The 14,068-nt window shown below is 53.5% G+C and carries 22 protein-coding genes and 2 tRNA genes; all 24 read right to left on the reverse strand.

Annotated features, from left to right (window positions below):
- The 24 genes from HWQ15_RS22740 to HWQ15_RS22860 all read right to left on the reverse strand — a co-directional run bounded on the left by HWQ15_RS22740 (nt 1) and on the right by HWQ15_RS22860 (nt 14,063).
- Nucleotides 1–927, reverse strand: coding sequence for a phage minor head protein (locus tag HWQ15_RS22740; protein WP_063216488.1), 927 nt, complete (start codon nt 925–927; stop codon nt 1–3).
- Nucleotides 887–2,236, reverse strand: coding sequence for an anti-CBASS protein Acb1 family protein (locus tag HWQ15_RS22745; RefSeq protein ID WP_063216486.1), 1,350 nt, complete (start codon nt 2,234–2,236; stop codon nt 887–889). Before HWQ15_RS22745 ends, HWQ15_RS22740 begins: the two co-directional genes overlap by 41 nt.
- 69 nt (nt 2,237–2,305) lie before the next feature.
- Nucleotides 2,306–2,506 (reverse strand): hypothetical protein, encoded by a 201-nt coding sequence (locus HWQ15_RS22750; RefSeq protein ID WP_063216484.1) that lies wholly within the window; start codon nt 2,504–2,506, stop codon nt 2,306–2,308.
- Between the two features lie 60 nt (nt 2,507–2,566).
- Nucleotides 2,567–4,045, reverse strand: a complete 1,479-nt coding sequence (locus HWQ15_RS22755; RefSeq protein ID WP_063216482.1) for a DNA-packaging protein — start codon at nt 4,043–4,045, stop codon at nt 2,567–2,569.
- Nucleotides 4,032–4,511, reverse strand: coding sequence for a DUF2280 domain-containing protein (locus HWQ15_RS22760; protein WP_022651005.1), 480 nt, complete (start codon nt 4,509–4,511; stop codon nt 4,032–4,034). The genes HWQ15_RS22755 and HWQ15_RS22760 overlap by 14 nt, the downstream gene beginning before the upstream one ends.
- A 32-nt stretch (nt 4,512–4,543) precedes the next feature.
- A complete protein-coding gene (locus HWQ15_RS22765) occupies nt 4,544–5,182 on the reverse strand; it encodes a putative metallopeptidase (protein WP_058663661.1) in 639 nt (212 codons plus the stop codon).
- 3 nt (nt 5,183–5,185) lie between these two features.
- Nucleotides 5,186–5,392, reverse strand: a complete 207-nt coding sequence (locus HWQ15_RS22770; protein WP_032935983.1) for a hypothetical protein — start codon at nt 5,390–5,392, stop codon at nt 5,186–5,188.
- Complete coding sequence (locus HWQ15_RS22775) at nt 5,389–5,607, reverse strand: hypothetical protein (protein ID WP_032935985.1); 219 nt, start codon at nt 5,605–5,607, stop codon at nt 5,389–5,391. Before HWQ15_RS22775 ends, HWQ15_RS22770 begins: the two co-directional genes overlap by 4 nt.
- A gap of 263 nt (nt 5,608–5,870) precedes the next feature.
- Nucleotides 5,871–6,266 (reverse strand): DUF2570 domain-containing protein, encoded by a 396-nt coding sequence (locus tag HWQ15_RS22780; RefSeq protein WP_063135921.1) that lies wholly within the window; start codon nt 6,264–6,266, stop codon nt 5,871–5,873.
- Nucleotides 6,263–6,739, reverse strand: coding sequence for a glycoside hydrolase family protein (locus HWQ15_RS22785; RefSeq protein WP_045348743.1), 477 nt, complete (start codon nt 6,737–6,739; stop codon nt 6,263–6,265). The genes HWQ15_RS22780 and HWQ15_RS22785 overlap by 4 nt, the downstream gene beginning before the upstream one ends.
- Nucleotides 6,726–7,031 (reverse strand): phage holin family protein, encoded by a 306-nt coding sequence (locus tag HWQ15_RS22790; RefSeq protein WP_154815988.1) that lies wholly within the window; start codon nt 7,029–7,031, stop codon nt 6,726–6,728. Before HWQ15_RS22790 ends, HWQ15_RS22785 begins: the two co-directional genes overlap by 14 nt.
- Nucleotides 7,032–7,220: 189 nt before the next feature.
- Nucleotides 7,221–7,296, reverse strand: a tRNA-Arg gene (locus tag HWQ15_RS22795).
- A gap of 3 nt (nt 7,297–7,299) precedes the next feature.
- Nucleotides 7,300–7,377 (reverse strand) — tRNA-Met (locus tag HWQ15_RS22800).
- Between the two features lie 97 nt (nt 7,378–7,474).
- Complete coding sequence (locus tag HWQ15_RS22805) at nt 7,475–8,164, reverse strand: bacteriophage antitermination protein Q (protein WP_176587404.1); 690 nt, start codon at nt 8,162–8,164, stop codon at nt 7,475–7,477.
- A 109-nt stretch (nt 8,165–8,273) separates the two neighbouring features.
- On the reverse strand, nt 8,274–8,915 hold the full coding sequence (locus HWQ15_RS22810) for a recombination protein NinG (RefSeq protein WP_063849957.1): 642 nt from the start codon (nt 8,913–8,915) through the stop codon (nt 8,274–8,276).
- On the reverse strand, nt 8,908–9,078 hold the full coding sequence (locus tag HWQ15_RS22815; protein WP_032652810.1) for a NinE family protein: 171 nt from the start codon (nt 9,076–9,078) through the stop codon (nt 8,908–8,910). The genes HWQ15_RS22810 and HWQ15_RS22815 overlap by 8 nt, the downstream gene beginning before the upstream one ends.
- A complete protein-coding gene (locus tag HWQ15_RS22820; RefSeq protein ID WP_063849959.1) occupies nt 9,078–9,533 on the reverse strand; it encodes a YbcN family protein in 456 nt (151 codons plus the stop codon). The genes HWQ15_RS22815 and HWQ15_RS22820 overlap by 1 nt, the downstream gene beginning before the upstream one ends.
- Nucleotides 9,534–9,744: 211 nt before the next feature.
- A complete protein-coding gene (locus tag HWQ15_RS22825; protein ID WP_059596222.1) occupies nt 9,745–9,978 on the reverse strand; it encodes a hypothetical protein in 234 nt (77 codons plus the stop codon).
- A 31-nt stretch (nt 9,979–10,009) separates the two neighbouring features.
- Nucleotides 10,010–11,167, reverse strand: coding sequence for a DUF551 domain-containing protein (locus HWQ15_RS23415; protein ID WP_255319048.1), 1,158 nt, complete (start codon nt 11,165–11,167; stop codon nt 10,010–10,012).
- A gap of 3 nt (nt 11,168–11,170) precedes the next feature.
- Nucleotides 11,171–11,839 carry a hypothetical protein gene (locus tag HWQ15_RS22840; RefSeq protein WP_058656688.1) on the reverse strand — a complete coding sequence of 223 codons (669 nt, stop codon included), beginning with the start codon at nt 11,837–11,839 and terminating at the stop codon, nt 11,171–11,173.
- Between the two features lies 1 nt (nt 11,840).
- Nucleotides 11,841–12,266 carry an ead/Ea22-like family protein gene (locus HWQ15_RS22845; RefSeq protein WP_176587418.1) on the reverse strand — a complete coding sequence of 142 codons (426 nt, stop codon included), beginning with the start codon at nt 12,264–12,266 and terminating at the stop codon, nt 11,841–11,843.
- The gene (locus HWQ15_RS22850) at nt 12,263–12,562 is read right to left on the reverse strand and encodes a hypothetical protein (RefSeq protein WP_023330689.1); all 300 of its coding nucleotides are present in this window, start codon (nt 12,560–12,562) and stop codon (nt 12,263–12,265) included. The genes HWQ15_RS22845 and HWQ15_RS22850 overlap by 4 nt, the downstream gene beginning before the upstream one ends.
- Entirely contained in the window at nt 12,559–13,353 is a 795-nt protein-coding gene (locus HWQ15_RS22855; RefSeq protein WP_176587419.1) for a replication protein P, read from the reverse strand. Before HWQ15_RS22855 ends, HWQ15_RS22850 begins: the two co-directional genes overlap by 4 nt.
- Entirely contained in the window at nt 13,335–14,063 is a 729-nt protein-coding gene (locus HWQ15_RS22860) for a helix-turn-helix domain-containing protein (RefSeq protein WP_176587441.1), read from the reverse strand. Before HWQ15_RS22860 ends, HWQ15_RS22855 begins: the two co-directional genes overlap by 19 nt.
- Nucleotides 14,064–14,068 lie beyond the last annotated feature (5 nt).

Below are 14,068 nucleotides of genomic sequence, written 5' to 3' on the forward strand. Positions count from 1 at the left end.
TTATTTCTCCGCCCAGGCGTAACCGCGCGCCTGCATCGATTTATATTCCTGTTTTAGTTTCGTAATGGTGTCCGGGTATTCCGGCTTACCGTCCGCATCCACCAGCACCGACTGCTGGCTGCATTTGCAGTTGATGGAGTTGCCATCCTTGCTGTACCAGTCACGGACCTCTTCATTGGTGTAGAGGTGGGCGTGACGCACTGCATGGGTATGTCGGGTGGTCGATGACAGCGCCGAGATGTTAACCAGAAGGGTCTTAAGGCCGAATAGGTCATTCGCCTCCTGGTCTTCATCCCACTTTGCCCGGCGCAGCGCGGTAGTCACTTCAGTGCGTGCTATACGGTTTGCCCGGCGCTTCTCGATTCCGGTCTGGTCTGTCAGGTTGCGCGCAATCTCCAGCGGATTAAGCCCGCGCCCCACGCCATCAGTCAGCACGCGCGCCATGTCGCGCTTAACGTCAGCGCTCAGCCCCTTCATTTCCTCAAATACACGCGCATGCACCAGCGCCATTCGTTGCTGGTACGGGTCGCTTGCGAGGATGGACGCTAACGACTCACGACCAGCGGCGTACACCGGCGACTGCTGGCTGAGGTTGTAGAACGACTGCCCGGTCCCTTTCTCCGAAGCCAGATCTATGTACTCGTAAAACCACAGGTCGTAATCGCCACCTTCAAGCAGCACCTGATCCACCAGGTAACTGGCATCGTTCAGGATGATGGAGAGTAGCGTTGGGTTTAGCTGGTATTCGTATCTGGCGTTTACTGCGAGGGAGGAAGGTATTTTGTCGAGTGCTGATTTGTACGCTTTGCCAATCTTATTCATCCGCCTGGAGAAGTCTTTCATTGCCCGGCGTTCCAGCGCATCGGCTCCGGTCGGATCCTGATAGTTACGCGGCAGAATTGGTGGCTTCGTCTTTTTCGTCGTCATCCTCTTCTCCTAACGGGAATTCATCGACGTTTTCATAACCGGCTGCCGTGCGAATTTCTTCACGGCTGAATGCCGGATTCTCTCCGCTGCCCTGGAACGTCTGGTTAATCTCTGCCATGGTTTTGGCATTGGCGAGTTTCTCAGTTCCTGTCTGCTCGTTGAGGTCATCCCAGATAACCGTCTTCTCGCTGACAGCATCAATGATGTTCAGGTCGATGAGCTTGTCACTGAAGTCTTCAATTTCGAATGACAGGTCACCGCGGCGTGACTGACAGCGCGCGTTGAAATATTTCTGATCCTCGGTGCTTGCCCTTTCACCCGTCTGCATCCCAACCAGAACTTTCACAGGGATATCAACAGATGCAGCGAAGGTTTGCAGGTTGACGTTATAGGTCGCTGACGGATCCGCTACAGCTGTGACCAGTGGTGCGACTGTAGCCCCTTGGGTTGTCATCAGAACATCGTTACCACGGTTCATTTCCCCGGCAACTTCGTTAAACTTATCCTGCAACTCGTCAATGCTCACGCCATAAAGTGACGCGAGATTGTTGAAGTCGATTTCCTTCTCAAAATTGACATTAAGCTGCCGCGCGGCGTTCTTCAGGAATGACTCACCAGAACCACCCTCGACCTTCTCAAGGCTGACGCAGGCGTTATAGCCAGGCTCAAGGAAGCCAATGGCATCATTCGAGTAGTCGCCCAAGATGAAGACGCGATCAGGATGCACAAAGCGCTGATTCGTCCCGCCATTTGGCAGGCTCTCAACGTATTTCCACTGCTTTGGTTGCCCGTAGTCTGCAGATTTCTGGTCAGTTACCCACTCGCTCACAGTTAACGAACCGGCCCATGCGATCGTTACCTTTTTAAGTGACTTACCGCGAACAACCGGCTGATCCCATACTCTTGAATCGTTGATATGCAGCAGGATGCCAGCATAGCGCCCGACCAGGCGGCGGCGGTCAGCTTCAGCAAAGGCCCGCCATAGGCGCTTTGTGAAAACCTTTTTGGTGTTCTTCTCCCAGATGGTCTCGTCCTTGCTCTCGTCGGCATCGTCACCCTCGATGATTTCCGGGTTAGTCTGCCAGCACTTGCCCACCAGCTTCTCAACTGCACCGTGAGAGATACCGCCGCGGCGGTAAAGGGCATAGAGGTTTTCGTAGGTCACCTGCTCAGGGAATCCATACTCGCACCATGCGGAATGGCGCTTATTGTCCAGCCCCATCGTTGGCGCCATCAGTCCCATACGGGCGCGCGCCATCCGCGCATCGTTCAACGCATGGTTGACGGCGAGAGTTAATTTGTCAGTCATGGATTGTCCGTTGGTGGATTTATGGCAATAAAAAAGGCCGCCTGAGCGACCTTAGAAAGAGAATTGGGTTTACAGGCCCTCTTCTTTCATCCGATATTTAAATTCTTGAGCCATCATTTCTGCTTCCGCATACAAAGCGCCCGAATCGCTATCATATGTTGCTTTATCAACAGCTCTTGAGACAAAAACCTTCTTGCCTGTTTCTGGATCAATGTATTCAAATGTTATGACGATTTGTGGACGGCCATCATCTGTATCGAACTGTTCCATATTATCTCCTCATTTTTGTTCAAGAAGATAATCGGCAGGGATAAACCAAAACTTAATTGATTATCTCAATCGTTTTGGAATCATCATCCCTACAGGTTGCGATCCATTCAGTTCTGTCAGTGCGTAAACCATCGCGTCGAGGCGGTCTGGTGATTTCTTCGCAGTGGCTGGGATGTATTCCATCAGCTGATTCTCCAACACGTAGAGATTTCCGTGATTTGCCACTCGGCCCTGCTCGTAGAGCGCCGATATCGGCTCCGCGCGGGCATACTTCCCTTTGCTGGCATGGACACGAATGATGCGACCTTTGAACCCGGCGTTGCGGAGTGTCTCCTCCGCCATGTCTCCACCTTGGTTCGTCTCAATAACTATCGCGTCAGCTTCGTGTTGCTCATAAGCCGATATGGCTTTCTTGGCCCATCCAGCAGGTGAAAATTTACCGCTGTAATCGCCATCCACAGAGAACTGCTTTTTATCACCAGCACCATATGAGCTGGCAGCGACAATACCTGTTTCATCGCTTTCGTCGCTGTTTGTTGCCTGCGGGTCAATGGCTACGACAGTGCGAACCTTGTCGTGATGAATTTGCAACTCGCGCGCCGCACTGATCATCACCTCCGTCCACAGAGCGCCTTCTGCATTAAACCTGCGAGGCTTCTGCATGTACTGGGCTTCTGCGGTGCGCCGGTGCGAGAACAGCGATACACGATGCGATTCATTGTGCTTAAAAGGCCACAGCCAGCCGTCAGGTAAGCCATGGTCAATCGGTATAGCGTGTGAGTTTTCAGGGTACTGCGCCGCATATGGCTGACTATTGTCGATAATCACCGGCAGATTCAGGTGATGCCATTTCTCTCCACTCCCGCCCCGCAGCAGATAGCCACTCAGGTCGTGGTAATGGATCCGCTGCATGATGACAATCATCGGCGTCGTCTCGATCGCCAGTCGTGATTTGATTGTCTCGTTAAAGCGGTTGTTTACTCCGTCGCGGACGATCTCTGAGTAAGCGTCATCTGGCTTAACCGGGTCATCGATAATCAGCGCCCCCTGCCAGCCTGGTTCCATGTGCCCGGCACGAAAGCCGGTAACCTGCCCGGCAGCTGACGACGCATAAACGCCGCCGCCGTGCTCGGTCCACCACATCGCCTTGCTGTCTGCGTCATCGCGCAGCGCCATCGGCCACATCGACTGGTAGGCCTGCGACTTAATCATGCCGCGCGCGGTTGAGGAGTTAAGCAGCGCCAGGTTATGCGAATAGGACAGGTGCATGAAACGGGCCCGGCAGTTCAGCGCCAGCCCTCGGCCCATCATATTGATGGTCGCCAGTTCCGTTTTCGTGTACCCAGGCGGGACGTTGATGATCAGGCGCTGAATCTCACCATCAATGACGCGATCCAGCGTTTGCTGAATCACCTTGTGGTGAGGCGCGACAATCATCTTTCCGCCGGTGCGCTGCTTGAAGAAGTAGCGAGCGTAATAGAGCCCGTCCTCTTCGCATTCAACCTTACGGGCAAATGCCCTTTGCTCAGCAGTCGTCATCCTCCATCATCTCCTGCCGTGCGGATTTGTATTCCTCTTTGCTCATGGTGATCGTCTGGATGGCGCCACCATTCGGGCCGGAATGTTCAAACTTGTGCTTATTGGTGTAGGCATCGCCGCATTCCTTCGCCGCCTGTTCGATAATCTCGGCAGTAAGCGCGAGGTTCTTCATGCCCTCGGCACGCGTTGCCATGCGGTCGAGAACGCGAAGTCGGTACGCCTTGTTAGCGATCGGTATGTCTGAGATTTCATTCTGGAAGCGTTCGCGGGTGGCATTGAACATGTCCACCCATTTCTGCGCCAGCCCCCTGCCGTTTGCTTTCGTCGGGTCGTGTGATTCGACCTGCTGACGAGTGATGCTCAGGCCAAATTCTTTTTTGACCAACTCAACCACCTGGGATGGAGTATCGAAGCAGGCAAGGGACTGAACGATGAAGGCTTTGACCTCACCTTTCAGTGTCGCCATTAGTTACCTGCCTGTCATAATCAGTCATATTGTTAGGCCAGCTTTAGCATGCATGTGCCGCATGACCTGGCTATATCGATGTGAGCCACTTCTGCTGGCGCATTAGCCGCATCAACGAGCTCCTGTACTTCTTTGCTGGCACCGTATCTACGTACGACACCAGTGAATTCTTCGACGTCGTGGCCGCGCAGTGTAAGCACTGGCTGCCCAGTCTCTTTGTTGAACTTTGGCGCGCCGAAATCATCGGTGGCCTGGGCGATGTGGTAAAGCTCATGCTCTACCAGTGCGCAAAATTCGAGGTCACTGCATTGTGAGCAGTAATCGGCTGCCAGCGTGATGATGAACTTTGGGATGCGCCCGAACCATTCATGCATCTGCTGTTCCATTCTGGCTTTCTGCCAACCACCGGCACGGAGCATTACCTGTTCGGCCTGGCCGAGGACGTAGCGCCCCTTCTTCGCGAATGAGTCTGACGCCCACATGAAGCAGAGATCGGCCTCAACCAAGTGCTCGTGGTCATGGTTATGGATGCTGCCGGTATCGCTCAGGATTTGGCGATTTACCCACTCATGCACTTCATTGGCTGGGATCAGTCTGGTGTATGGCTGCCAGTTGTCGGAGGCGATGAAGTTAACTGGCGGGTATGGCCTGCGCTCGTCATCGTTAGCCATGGATTACTCCGTTGTTTGATCTGCCTTGCTCTTGGCCTTCAGGTAATCCCGGGTCACGTCGACCAGTAGAATCCGAAGCGCCTCATCTTCAGAAATGCGCGGGCTAAGCCCATTAGTGCGGCGGAGTAGCTCGCTGGCCACGGCCTGAGCCTCTTCGCCAGCAGATGAAACATCCAGGCTAAGCGTTACCGGGATAAAAGCGCTCTTCATGATGCGGACTCCTCAGTTTCTGCCGGTTCTTCCTCTGCCGGTACTGGCGTGAACTCCACACGCTTCACATCAGCAGGTGCGAAGTAAAGCCACTGGCCTGTTTCGGTTGCCAGCGGCACAAAGCCGTTTACCAACTCAGGCTGACGTCGTGACATCTTGCCCGTGAAGGTTTCGCCTGTTTGGGTGGTTAGCGTGATTTGGTAGATGTCGGACATGATTACCTCTTTGCCTTGTCGCAGCTGTTGCCCTGCTTCTCAGAAGTGCTTAGCCACTTACGGCTTACCCGTCAGCAAGATGATGATCACCGCCTTATTGGGGTTGAGCATTCTTTCCTTGTCGGGAGGATTCGATTTTGCGGATTGCCGCCTTATCCAGATTGCACTGCCCCAGCGCCGTATAGAGCTGAGCGTTTAACTCGAGACTTGCCTGCCATGTGAACGGAACCACCATTCCGGGGATCGGTGTGTCTGCGGTCAGGTCAGCGCTTATCGGCACCACCGGGGCCGGAACGTAAACTGTCTGCGTATTCCCGCAGGCTGTCAGCAGCGGCAGAAGGAACAAGCTGGTTAGCACACGGATCGCCTTCAAGTGCCTGCCTGATGTAGACAATGCGCGTCTCGCCTTTATGGGCCAGTTCGTTCTTTGCATTCTGGGTAGCCTGTGAGATGTCACGGATAAGGTTCATCGTGGTGATCACGTTGTTGGTGATCGCTTCCGATGTGTCTGCCCTGACCGTCGCCTTGTCGCGCTGGCCTTTGTAGGTGATGGCATTGTCGCGGTAGTGATTCACCTTCCACGACAGCACGGCAAATACAAACAGGATGACAACTGGAAGCCAAAGTTTTTTCAACAACGAGATGATGGTCGTGTTCATGATGCAGGCTCGTTAACTTTGCCTCCGGCAGCCTTGAACTTTGCAATCAGAGCATCAACTTTATGTTCGAACTGACCGTAACCAGCGCCGGGAAGTGATGCCCAGATATTGCTGCAACGATCGATAGCCTGGCGAATGTCGCCACGGTCGATCAGAGGTAGCGCCCCGCGCTCTTTAATCTGCTGGAGAGCAACAGCGTCCTGGTTAGCTGGAGAGAAATCATTCAGCCCAAGCTGCTTGCGATATGCATCCCAGTAACGCGCCAGTAGTTGATAGCGCCCCGCAGCAGTAGATTTAAGTCTCGGATTCAGCGTAATCAGTTTGCGCGGGTGATCGGAGTAATCAGTAAACAGCGATCCGCCAACAATTACGTCGTAACCGTGGTTTTGGGTCGGCTGCCGTCCGTTGTCAGTGCCTTCTGACCATGCCAGCATGTCGAGAAACGCTTTGCGCTGAGGGTTAATTGTTTGCATTATTCATCCCCGTCAGGCGTTCCCAGAAGTACGTCAGCGCCACAGAGCCCATCGCCCCGCTAATGCCCGACGTAACCAGAATCATGTAAAGGCTCAGCCCACTTTCAACGCTGATCAGGCCACCAATAAGACCGGTAAAGCCGGACACTGCAATTTGCGCCAGCGCGTTGATCCAGCTCCAGGTGGCTTTGTTCTGCTTAACGTCAATAAGGTATCGGACCAGGCCGCCCCAGCATGACAGAGCAAGGACTATCAACCATGACACTCCGGCAATGCTTTCTTTATCTTGCATACGTTTAGCCATATCACCTCCGAAAAAACGGGGTGCTGTTTGTGTAGTGGGGAAAGGCCGTCAGACACGATAGCTACGTGGCATCTGGAATTGATTGTCTGCGGCCTGGAATAAAAAACCTGGCGACAAGCCAGGAAGATGAGGGTAAGGCAATGTCGGCTCTATGGCCGTAAATACCCTGGCTGGGTTTGGCTCGCCTGGCTGGATTCGAACCAGCGACCAACCGCTTAGAAGGCGGTTGCTCTTTCCTCTGAGCTACAGGCAAATTTGGTGGGCCGTGAAGGATTCGAACCTGTCTACCCTTCCCTTATGAGGGGACCGCTCATACCAAATGAGCTTCCGGCCCAGAAACAAAAAAGCCCCGCATTTAGCGAGGCTCTTAATTCTTTGTCGACCTACGAAGCTATGGCGACGATATCAGATTTACATGAAATATATGCGTTTTAGTTCGGTTTTGCAAGACTTACGTCTAAATTTGTCGCCTTTTGTTGTGAACGTGATCGCGTTACTGAGATAAGCGCACCGCTATCGAGTCGCTTAAAGCTGTTACGCATCGCCAGCCAGTGAGGCAGATACGTTTCTGTCCAGGTGGATTTCGCCACGCCAGCCAACTCCGCCAGCGCCTGATATTCGTACGTCTCACGCCCTGCCAGCTCCAATTTCACGTCCTGCGCCGCCAGCCAAATTAGCTTCTTCAGGCGATCCAGCGTCTTGCCGGCCACTTTCTTCGTGCCGAGCTGTTCCCGGAACTCTGCCCACGCCCACTGGGTGATCGCAACCTGGTACTCGAAGCGGATATTCTCGCTGTAGTTCCATAGTAGCCACGCTTTCTGATGTTCTTCCAGAGACATGACAGCGCGGCGCCAAGATGCTGTCACGAACTCGACCGGACCCACCAGCGCGATAGATGAGCCCTTAGCGCGGGACTGGCTGCCACTCATCGCCGGGCCGTCCGGGTTAACTTTCCGGCCGGTGACCGGGTCAGTGATTTTCTTACGTCCCCGGCTGCGCGCCGTCGCGGTGAATTGCGCGTTCTCGGCGAAAGCTACCAGTTGCCCTTTCGTCGCCCAGCTTAGGTCTGCGGTCGCCACAATGAGCTGCTGACGTACGTATTCCAGTTGCTGACTGTTCATGCGGCTTCCTTCTGTGGCTGATTGGTTTTGGCCTGGCTGTGCTTTGCTACTGGCGGCAGGTTGGCGCGCTTAACGCTTTCTGCCTGGTACTGGAGGAGGTCGGCGTGGTTCATGCGGCCTCCTGCTGTTTCAGTGCTTTGAGTTTGGCGCGGTACTCATCCCGGATCCGGATGAAGTCTTCCCGGCGGTAGTTGGTCATCTCATGAGGGCCATTGAGCCAGTCGACGTATTCCTGGCCGTAACGAGCGACCAGGCCAGCTTCGTATTGCTGCGCGACCGTCGCCTCTTTGGCGGTGTATTTGCCAGCGCCGCCATTACAGGATTTGCACTGCTTATGGGCGTTGCGCTCTTCAAAGCGCAGCTCAGGGTTTGCACCTACAGATTTGAAGTGGCCACAGTCCCACTGGCCGCCGTGCAGATCGGGCGGGTTGGTCTCTCCGCAGCTGATGCATGGCAAATCAGCATCTCGCGCACGGATGTAGGCGTTGAAAGCCTGCTGAGCCTGCGCCTTGTAGTAACCGGCAGGCCTTAGCTCTGCCAGACGCTCCTTACGGCGTTTGCGCCCGGCCTTCTCGGCTTCCTTCTGCTCCTTGATGCGCTTAGCCGCAGCTTTCACCTTCTCCTTTTCGCGCTCTTCCATCGCGAGGATTGCGCCGTGCTCCGGGCTGCACCAGCGGATCCGGATGTCGTGAAATTTCGGTACGAAGTATTCACCGCATACTTTGCACTTACGGCGGGATGGTTTACGCATGATTTCTCCTTGCCGCGAGGCGCAGCCATTTCTGATCCACCAGGCGGGCGGTGTAGCCCTTCAGTGTTGGGATATCGGACGGCTTAACCGCAGGCTTACGCTGGCGGCGCGCCGGAACGCGGAATATTTCGTTTGTGATGACGCGGGAAAGTGGAGTAGACATCAGGCCTCCTGCTTATCGCGCAGCTGCTGGTACTCGCAGCTCTGCGGAATGGTCAGGTGGCAGCCTATATTCATTGCCCAGGCTTCGACTTTGCACAGGAAGATGTACATCTCGCCGGTTTCCAGCTCTGACGTATGGCGGAGGGATTGGACGGTGGTGACCTCGCCGGACACGACGTCTACATGGTCTTTGCTTTCGTAGCCGAGATAGGTGTGCTTCATCGCGTCTTTGACCCACTCAGGAGTAGCGAAGGTCTTGCCGCGGGCGATGAGGTATTTACTGATCTCCGTGTACCACATGTGGCTGAGTGCGTTCTGAGACAGGCTGCGCTTCTCGCGCCATGGCTTAACCTGAAGGCGGAAGCATTGGCCTGCATCCAGCAATGGCTGAATTTGCTGGCCTATGGCCGCGAAGTTGCCGCGATGGAGTTTGATACCGTCTACTGGCAGAGTCATACGGCCTCCTTAAAGGAAACCGCAGAATGCAGAAAATCGCAGGTGCATTTCTGCATCTGTGACAAGGTGAGGAGTTCAGATTGTGGTCGCATTTAAGTCCCCTTAAATGCGCAGAAGTCACCGGAGTTGTTCAGGCTCCGATGACTTAATTATGGATGGATGATTATTGGAAATCAAACGTTGCTTGACGTTTTGTTATGCGGCGAATTGGTTAGGCGTCGCGCTTCTCAAGCCTCCATACAGCCTGACCTATCCTGCTGTGGCCTAAGTCTTTTGTTACGAGCCCTTCCTTAGCCATCTCGGTTAAAATCTTGCGAAGCTCTGCTGACTTCCACTCTTCATCTGGGAATCTAGCCTCCATTGCCAGGCGAAGATTCCATGTAGCCATCCTGACTGGATATCTGCCGCCAAGGACTTTCTCTTCCTGAGCAGCTCTAGCTTGCATTACCTCTAAAATCTTTGTTTTCTCATCCACATCACACCTCCTGCTGAGGTGCTGCTGGCAGTGGCATCCAGTGGGTGACCCTTACCGGATAATATTCAATGCCGTAATTTTGCTCGTATACCTGCGCGTACCAGCCAGCATCTCTTTTATCGAATTTTCCGTACTGAGCAACATGCAACTCGACACCAAAATCGGGACGAGGCCAGATATAAACGAAGTCATCGTCTTCAGGCATCCGCTCACTGCAAGCCACCCAACCATCCGGAATCACCGGAGAGTTGAGAACATCGCGCTCTGCAAATATTTTATCGGCATCGATTGCTATACCGGAGCTGCGAATGGTTTCCACCGCATCGCGCAACTTGTAAGCCGTCGTTACAGGTTCAACCATATTGTTGGAGTCACCGGAATGGTCAACCATAGCGAGCTTATCCTCGGTATGGTTGGTTATCGCTTCCTGATACCGTTCCAGCGTCACGTACTCCTGACATAACCAACCGCCATCAATGAAATCGCGAGCTTCAACAGCGTCGAAAGTGAATGATGTTTCGCCACCAGTTGGTGAGGTTAAGCCGTACAGGTCTGCTACCGGCTTAAATTGCGTGACTGGTATGGTACCTTCATTGGTGAGGGTACCATCGGCACCCTGAAGCATGGCGGCGCGGATGTTAACGTGAAGTTCGCTGAAAGCTGCGACGTGAGAGATAACCCACTCGTACATGTCGTCCTTTTGATTGTCGCCCAACTCATATTTTGCCTGCATACGGAGGAACTCAGCGCGGCGCATTTCAGACCACTTAAGCAGGCTTTCTAAATCCACTACACCCGCATGCTTCATGAATGCATCAATCGGCTGGCCAGCAATAATTTCTGCCGCAGATAACATACCGGCATTTTTCATGCGAGTGTCTATATCATCAGGCACAGATACCGGCGCTGGCTGGGCGGTGACATTAGCGAATGCAGCACGCAACCCAGCCTTAATTTCTTCAACTTCGTCAGAGCCTAATGATGAATCTGATATCGCATGATGGAATGCATAAGCCATATCGTCGTTGACTGACACCGGCTCCGCTTCGAGCGATGCCAGCGCGATACGCGCCAGCTCAATTCGCTCTTCTCGTGTAACCTTGCAGATATTGTTTCCGTTTGCCAATTGCTCGATACGTTCTCTGGTAATAGTGCTCATGGGTTAGTCCTCCCGATTTGCTAAAAATACCGCTCTGGCGAATCCGCGTGGCGTAAGTGAACGTAGTTGCTTCGTACGCGGTGAGTTGCCACCTAACCAACGCCACCCCCAAAACAGTCCAATATTCACCGGTCCCGGTTTTTTATCTGGCATGACAAACCCACCGCCAGCCCAAATACATGTTTTTTTCGTGTAACCGTCATACGCTGGCATTTTCGGGTGAAAACTTTCCTCGCGTCCGTGCATATGTCCTCCGTATTCATACGGGTGAAAGTAGTAATCCGGCTTGCGCCATGCCGTTGACATTTTTCCTACCGGATTCTCAACCATCCATTTAGCGCCGAATTCCTCCGCAATTTTCTGCACCATTTTCGCGTTATCTACGGAAGCAAGACTTGTGTGGCTATCATGCTTCGCACCTGATACCGCAAGCTCTGTGCAGTCGGGGAAAGCAAAGATAATGTCTGGACTGGGAATGTTCATCGTGACGCACTTCTCCGCAAAATCTCCATCAATCCACATATCGATGTGATGAACTAACGGATGCTCATTCCGTCCTACATATTCACCATGATTACCCGATGAGGCATTAAAACAGTAAACGGTGTGACCACATTCAGCCCAAGGAAGCCCCATAATCCCAGAACCATCAAAAAGCGACCAAATAACCATATCAGCCCTCCCCGTTGATGCGGATTCCGGCAGTACGCATCGCTTCGATAACTTCGTCGCGGTCAAGATACTCACCATCTTCGGCTGCTACCATATAGGCTTCGTCGATGTGATACCCCTCAGGATCCATTCGCTGAGGGAGTATCACCTCCCGCGTCTCCAGCTCAGCAATCAGCTTCTCTGCGGCTTCCAGCTCATCCAGCAGCGCCAGCACGGTGACGGGGTCACATAACCTGAAGAACAGCTCATCCTCCAGGCTGTTATCACCAACAAACCCATAATCATCATGGTTGTCGGTTGAAAGAACCAAGGTTCCATCAGTACCTCTACAGGTGTATTTGATGCTTCCCTCTACGCGATCGCCAATACGACCCGGAGTAGCCTTCTCCGCTGCTTCCCGTAATGCGCGTTTGTCGATGTTGCTCATACCCCTACTCTCCCCCAAACCATCAATACTCGCTTCATAGCCGCGCTGTTGCGGCACTCCTGAAATATTCCGTTGGTACAGCTGCGCGCTGTACCAGCCTGTTCTTCTGGCGTCGCCAGGCGATAAGTCACCGTTCGCCAGACCTTGCTCACGCGAACAATCTTCCGGGCCCGCTCCAGATCGATAGCGTTCTTCGTGATGCAGTTGATGGTCATGCCGCACTCTGTGGCCACATCCTTAGCGGTAAAGGTCCGGTGCGTTTCGAGATAACGCAGAATTGCCTGTTTGCCTTTCATTGAATAAGCCCTCTCTCTTTCCCGCGCTGATACTCTTCCCAAAGCCATTGGGCTGGGGTGAGAGCGCCGAGAGTCGCTGCGTTTGGCATGCACCCGAAGCTTTTTCCTTCCGGGTGATAACCGGCCTGACGGCTCACGTGATTTGTCGGGATCACTTCATCAGAATTCTCGAGCGCCAGGACGGGAGATGGTATTTTTTCCCCACCAGCAACTTTCAGCGCCCATTCCTCAAGTTTTTTTGACGCGTATTTTTCAGTTTCAGCCTCGCTCAGCTGGCGCTGGTACATCGCTCTGCGCGTATCGGTCACAATCCAGTACATGACGTCATGAGACCACGGGAAAGCTTCTGCTCCGCCGGTATGCAGCCCTTTTTCGCGGCTATACCGATGGAACTCATTCATCACATCAGCCAGGCCAATGCCAAGCACGGTGCCGCTGTCCTTGCACCATTTGATGAATTGACCTGGTGACGGCCAGAACGGTGATTCACTGGCGCGGGCATGACGCACACCAGCGGAAAGTTGTTCGCGAGTGCGGATCCCATTCTCTGAAAACGCTGCGATCCACTGACGCTTTGCCGTTTTCTCGTCTGCGTCAGTTTTCAGGTTTGTCTGCGTAGACGCAGGGAAAATCTGCTTCAGCTGCCGAAAGAGAGAATCAACGAGGCTTTCCGCTTCGGGATTTATTACCTTCTGCTGGTCGGCGTTTCCGTTAGCCATTCTTGAGATCAGTGTTCCATCACGGCCGTTTACGGCTTGCATAATCTGATTATTCACAGGAAGTCCTCCCATCCCTCGCGGCTGTTCCAGTGCGGCGTTTCCTGCTCAGCACGACTACGCTTAGCCAGCGGGTTAACCCTGGCATTCCGGATCCAGACTCTGAAAGCCGAATTCCAGTCGATTAGCTGCGTGCCGCGGGAAAGGTGATAGTCCCGGAAGTTCAGCAGCTCAGTTTCAATGCTCACCCCCTTCTCGGCAGCCATAGCAATGTGATCTGCCGACGGATTAAACAGGGGTGGGAATGGAATCTCCCCGTTTGGTGAAATCCCGATCCGCCGCTTAGCGGCTTCGCTCATAAAACCATCGCGCCCAGAGAGAGAGTTAGGTTCAGTGACTGGTTCAAAAGAGTGACTGGTTCTGGTGCCATCTGGTGGCACAGGGGGTGTGCCATCAAATGGCATAGGGTGTGCTTCGTCGTGGCATACCCCTGTGCCATTTGATGGCATAGGGGTGGCATCTAATTTGAGGTAATACACATTTGACGTGTTACCTTTTCCGTTGTTGACGCCGACACGGTTCTCACGCTTGATAAGACCCATTTCTTCAAGCGCATCAATATGGTTACGAACAGCCGTTCGGCTGCATTCGCATTGGTCGGCGATGTGTTGATACGAAGGCCAGCATTCGCCTTTGTCGTTGGCGTTATCAGCCAGCTTAATCAGGACGAGCTTACGCAGTGAGTTTCCAACTTTGACCCCCATTGCTTTCGCCATAAGTGACATGCTCA

The organism is Enterobacter sp. DSM 30060, assembly GCF_013375955.1.
GTDB lineage: Bacteria > Pseudomonadota > Gammaproteobacteria > Enterobacterales > Enterobacteriaceae > Enterobacter > Enterobacter intestinihominis.

Bases quoted from the DNA above. Each gene is read 5' to 3' on its own strand.
- HWQ15_RS22750 (WP_063216484.1), bottom strand. From the start codon at position 2,506: ATGGAACAGTTCGATACAGATGATGGCCGTCCACAAATCGTCATAACA.
- HWQ15_RS22840 (WP_058656688.1), bottom strand. From the start codon at position 11,839: ATGGTTATTTGGTCGCTTTTTGATGGTTCTGGGATTATGGGGCTTCCT.
- HWQ15_RS22850 (WP_023330689.1), bottom strand. From the start codon at position 12,562: ATGAAAGGCAAACAGGCAATTCTGCGTTATCTCGAAACGCACCGGACC.
- HWQ15_RS22805 (WP_176587404.1), bottom strand. From the start codon at position 8,164: ATGAACAGTCAGCAACTGGAATACGTACGTCAGCAGCTCATTGTGGCG.
- HWQ15_RS22740 (WP_063216488.1), bottom strand. From the start codon at position 927: ATGACGACGAAAAAGACGAAGCCACCAATTCTGCCGCGTAACTATCAG.
- HWQ15_RS22815 (WP_032652810.1), bottom strand. From the start codon at position 9,078: ATGTCTACTCCACTTTCCCGCGTCATCACAAACGAAATATTCCGCGTT.
- HWQ15_RS22790 (WP_154815988.1), bottom strand. From the start codon at position 7,031: ATGCAAGATAAAGAAAGCATTGCCGGAGTGTCATGGTTGATAGTCCTT.
- HWQ15_RS22755 (WP_063216482.1), bottom strand. From the start codon at position 4,045: ATGACGACTGCTGAGCAAAGGGCATTTGCCCGTAAGGTTGAATGCGAA.
- HWQ15_RS22780 (WP_063135921.1), bottom strand. From the start codon at position 6,266: ATGAACACGACCATCATCTCGTTGTTGAAAAAACTTTGGCTTCCAGTT.
- HWQ15_RS22810 (WP_063849957.1), bottom strand. From the start codon at position 8,915: ATGCGTAAACCATCCCGCCGTAAGTGCAAAGTATGCGGTGAATACTTC.
- HWQ15_RS23415 (WP_255319048.1), bottom strand. From the start codon at position 11,167: ATGAGCACTATTACCAGAGAACGTATCGAGCAATTGGCAAACGGAAAC.
- HWQ15_RS22760 (WP_022651005.1), bottom strand. From the start codon at position 4,511: ATGGCGACACTGAAAGGTGAGGTCAAAGCCTTCATCGTTCAGTCCCTT.
- HWQ15_RS22825 (WP_059596222.1), bottom strand. From the start codon at position 9,978: ATGCAAGCTAGAGCTGCTCAGGAAGAGAAAGTCCTTGGCGGCAGATAT.
- HWQ15_RS22785 (WP_045348743.1), bottom strand. From the start codon at position 6,739: ATGCAAACAATTAACCCTCAGCGCAAAGCGTTTCTCGACATGCTGGCA.
- HWQ15_RS22765 (WP_058663661.1), bottom strand. From the start codon at position 5,182: ATGGCTAACGATGACGAGCGCAGGCCATACCCGCCAGTTAACTTCATC.
- HWQ15_RS22745 (WP_063216486.1), bottom strand. From the start codon at position 2,236: ATGACTGACAAATTAACTCTCGCCGTCAACCATGCGTTGAACGATGCG.
- HWQ15_RS22770 (WP_032935983.1), bottom strand. From the start codon at position 5,392: ATGAAGAGCGCTTTTATCCCGGTAACGCTTAGCCTGGATGTTTCATCT.
- HWQ15_RS22845 (WP_176587418.1), bottom strand. From the start codon at position 12,266: ATGAGCAACATCGACAAACGCGCATTACGGGAAGCAGCGGAGAAGGCT.
- HWQ15_RS22775 (WP_032935985.1), bottom strand. From the start codon at position 5,607: ATGTCCGACATCTACCAAATCACGCTAACCACCCAAACAGGCGAAACC.
- HWQ15_RS22855 (WP_176587419.1), bottom strand. From the start codon at position 13,353: ATGGGAGGACTTCCTGTGAATAATCAGATTATGCAAGCCGTAAACGGC.
- HWQ15_RS22860 (WP_176587441.1), bottom strand. From the start codon at position 14,063: ATGTCACTTATGGCGAAAGCAATGGGGGTCAAAGTTGGAAACTCACTG.
- HWQ15_RS22820 (WP_063849959.1), bottom strand. From the start codon at position 9,533: ATGACTCTGCCAGTAGACGGTATCAAACTCCATCGCGGCAACTTCGCG.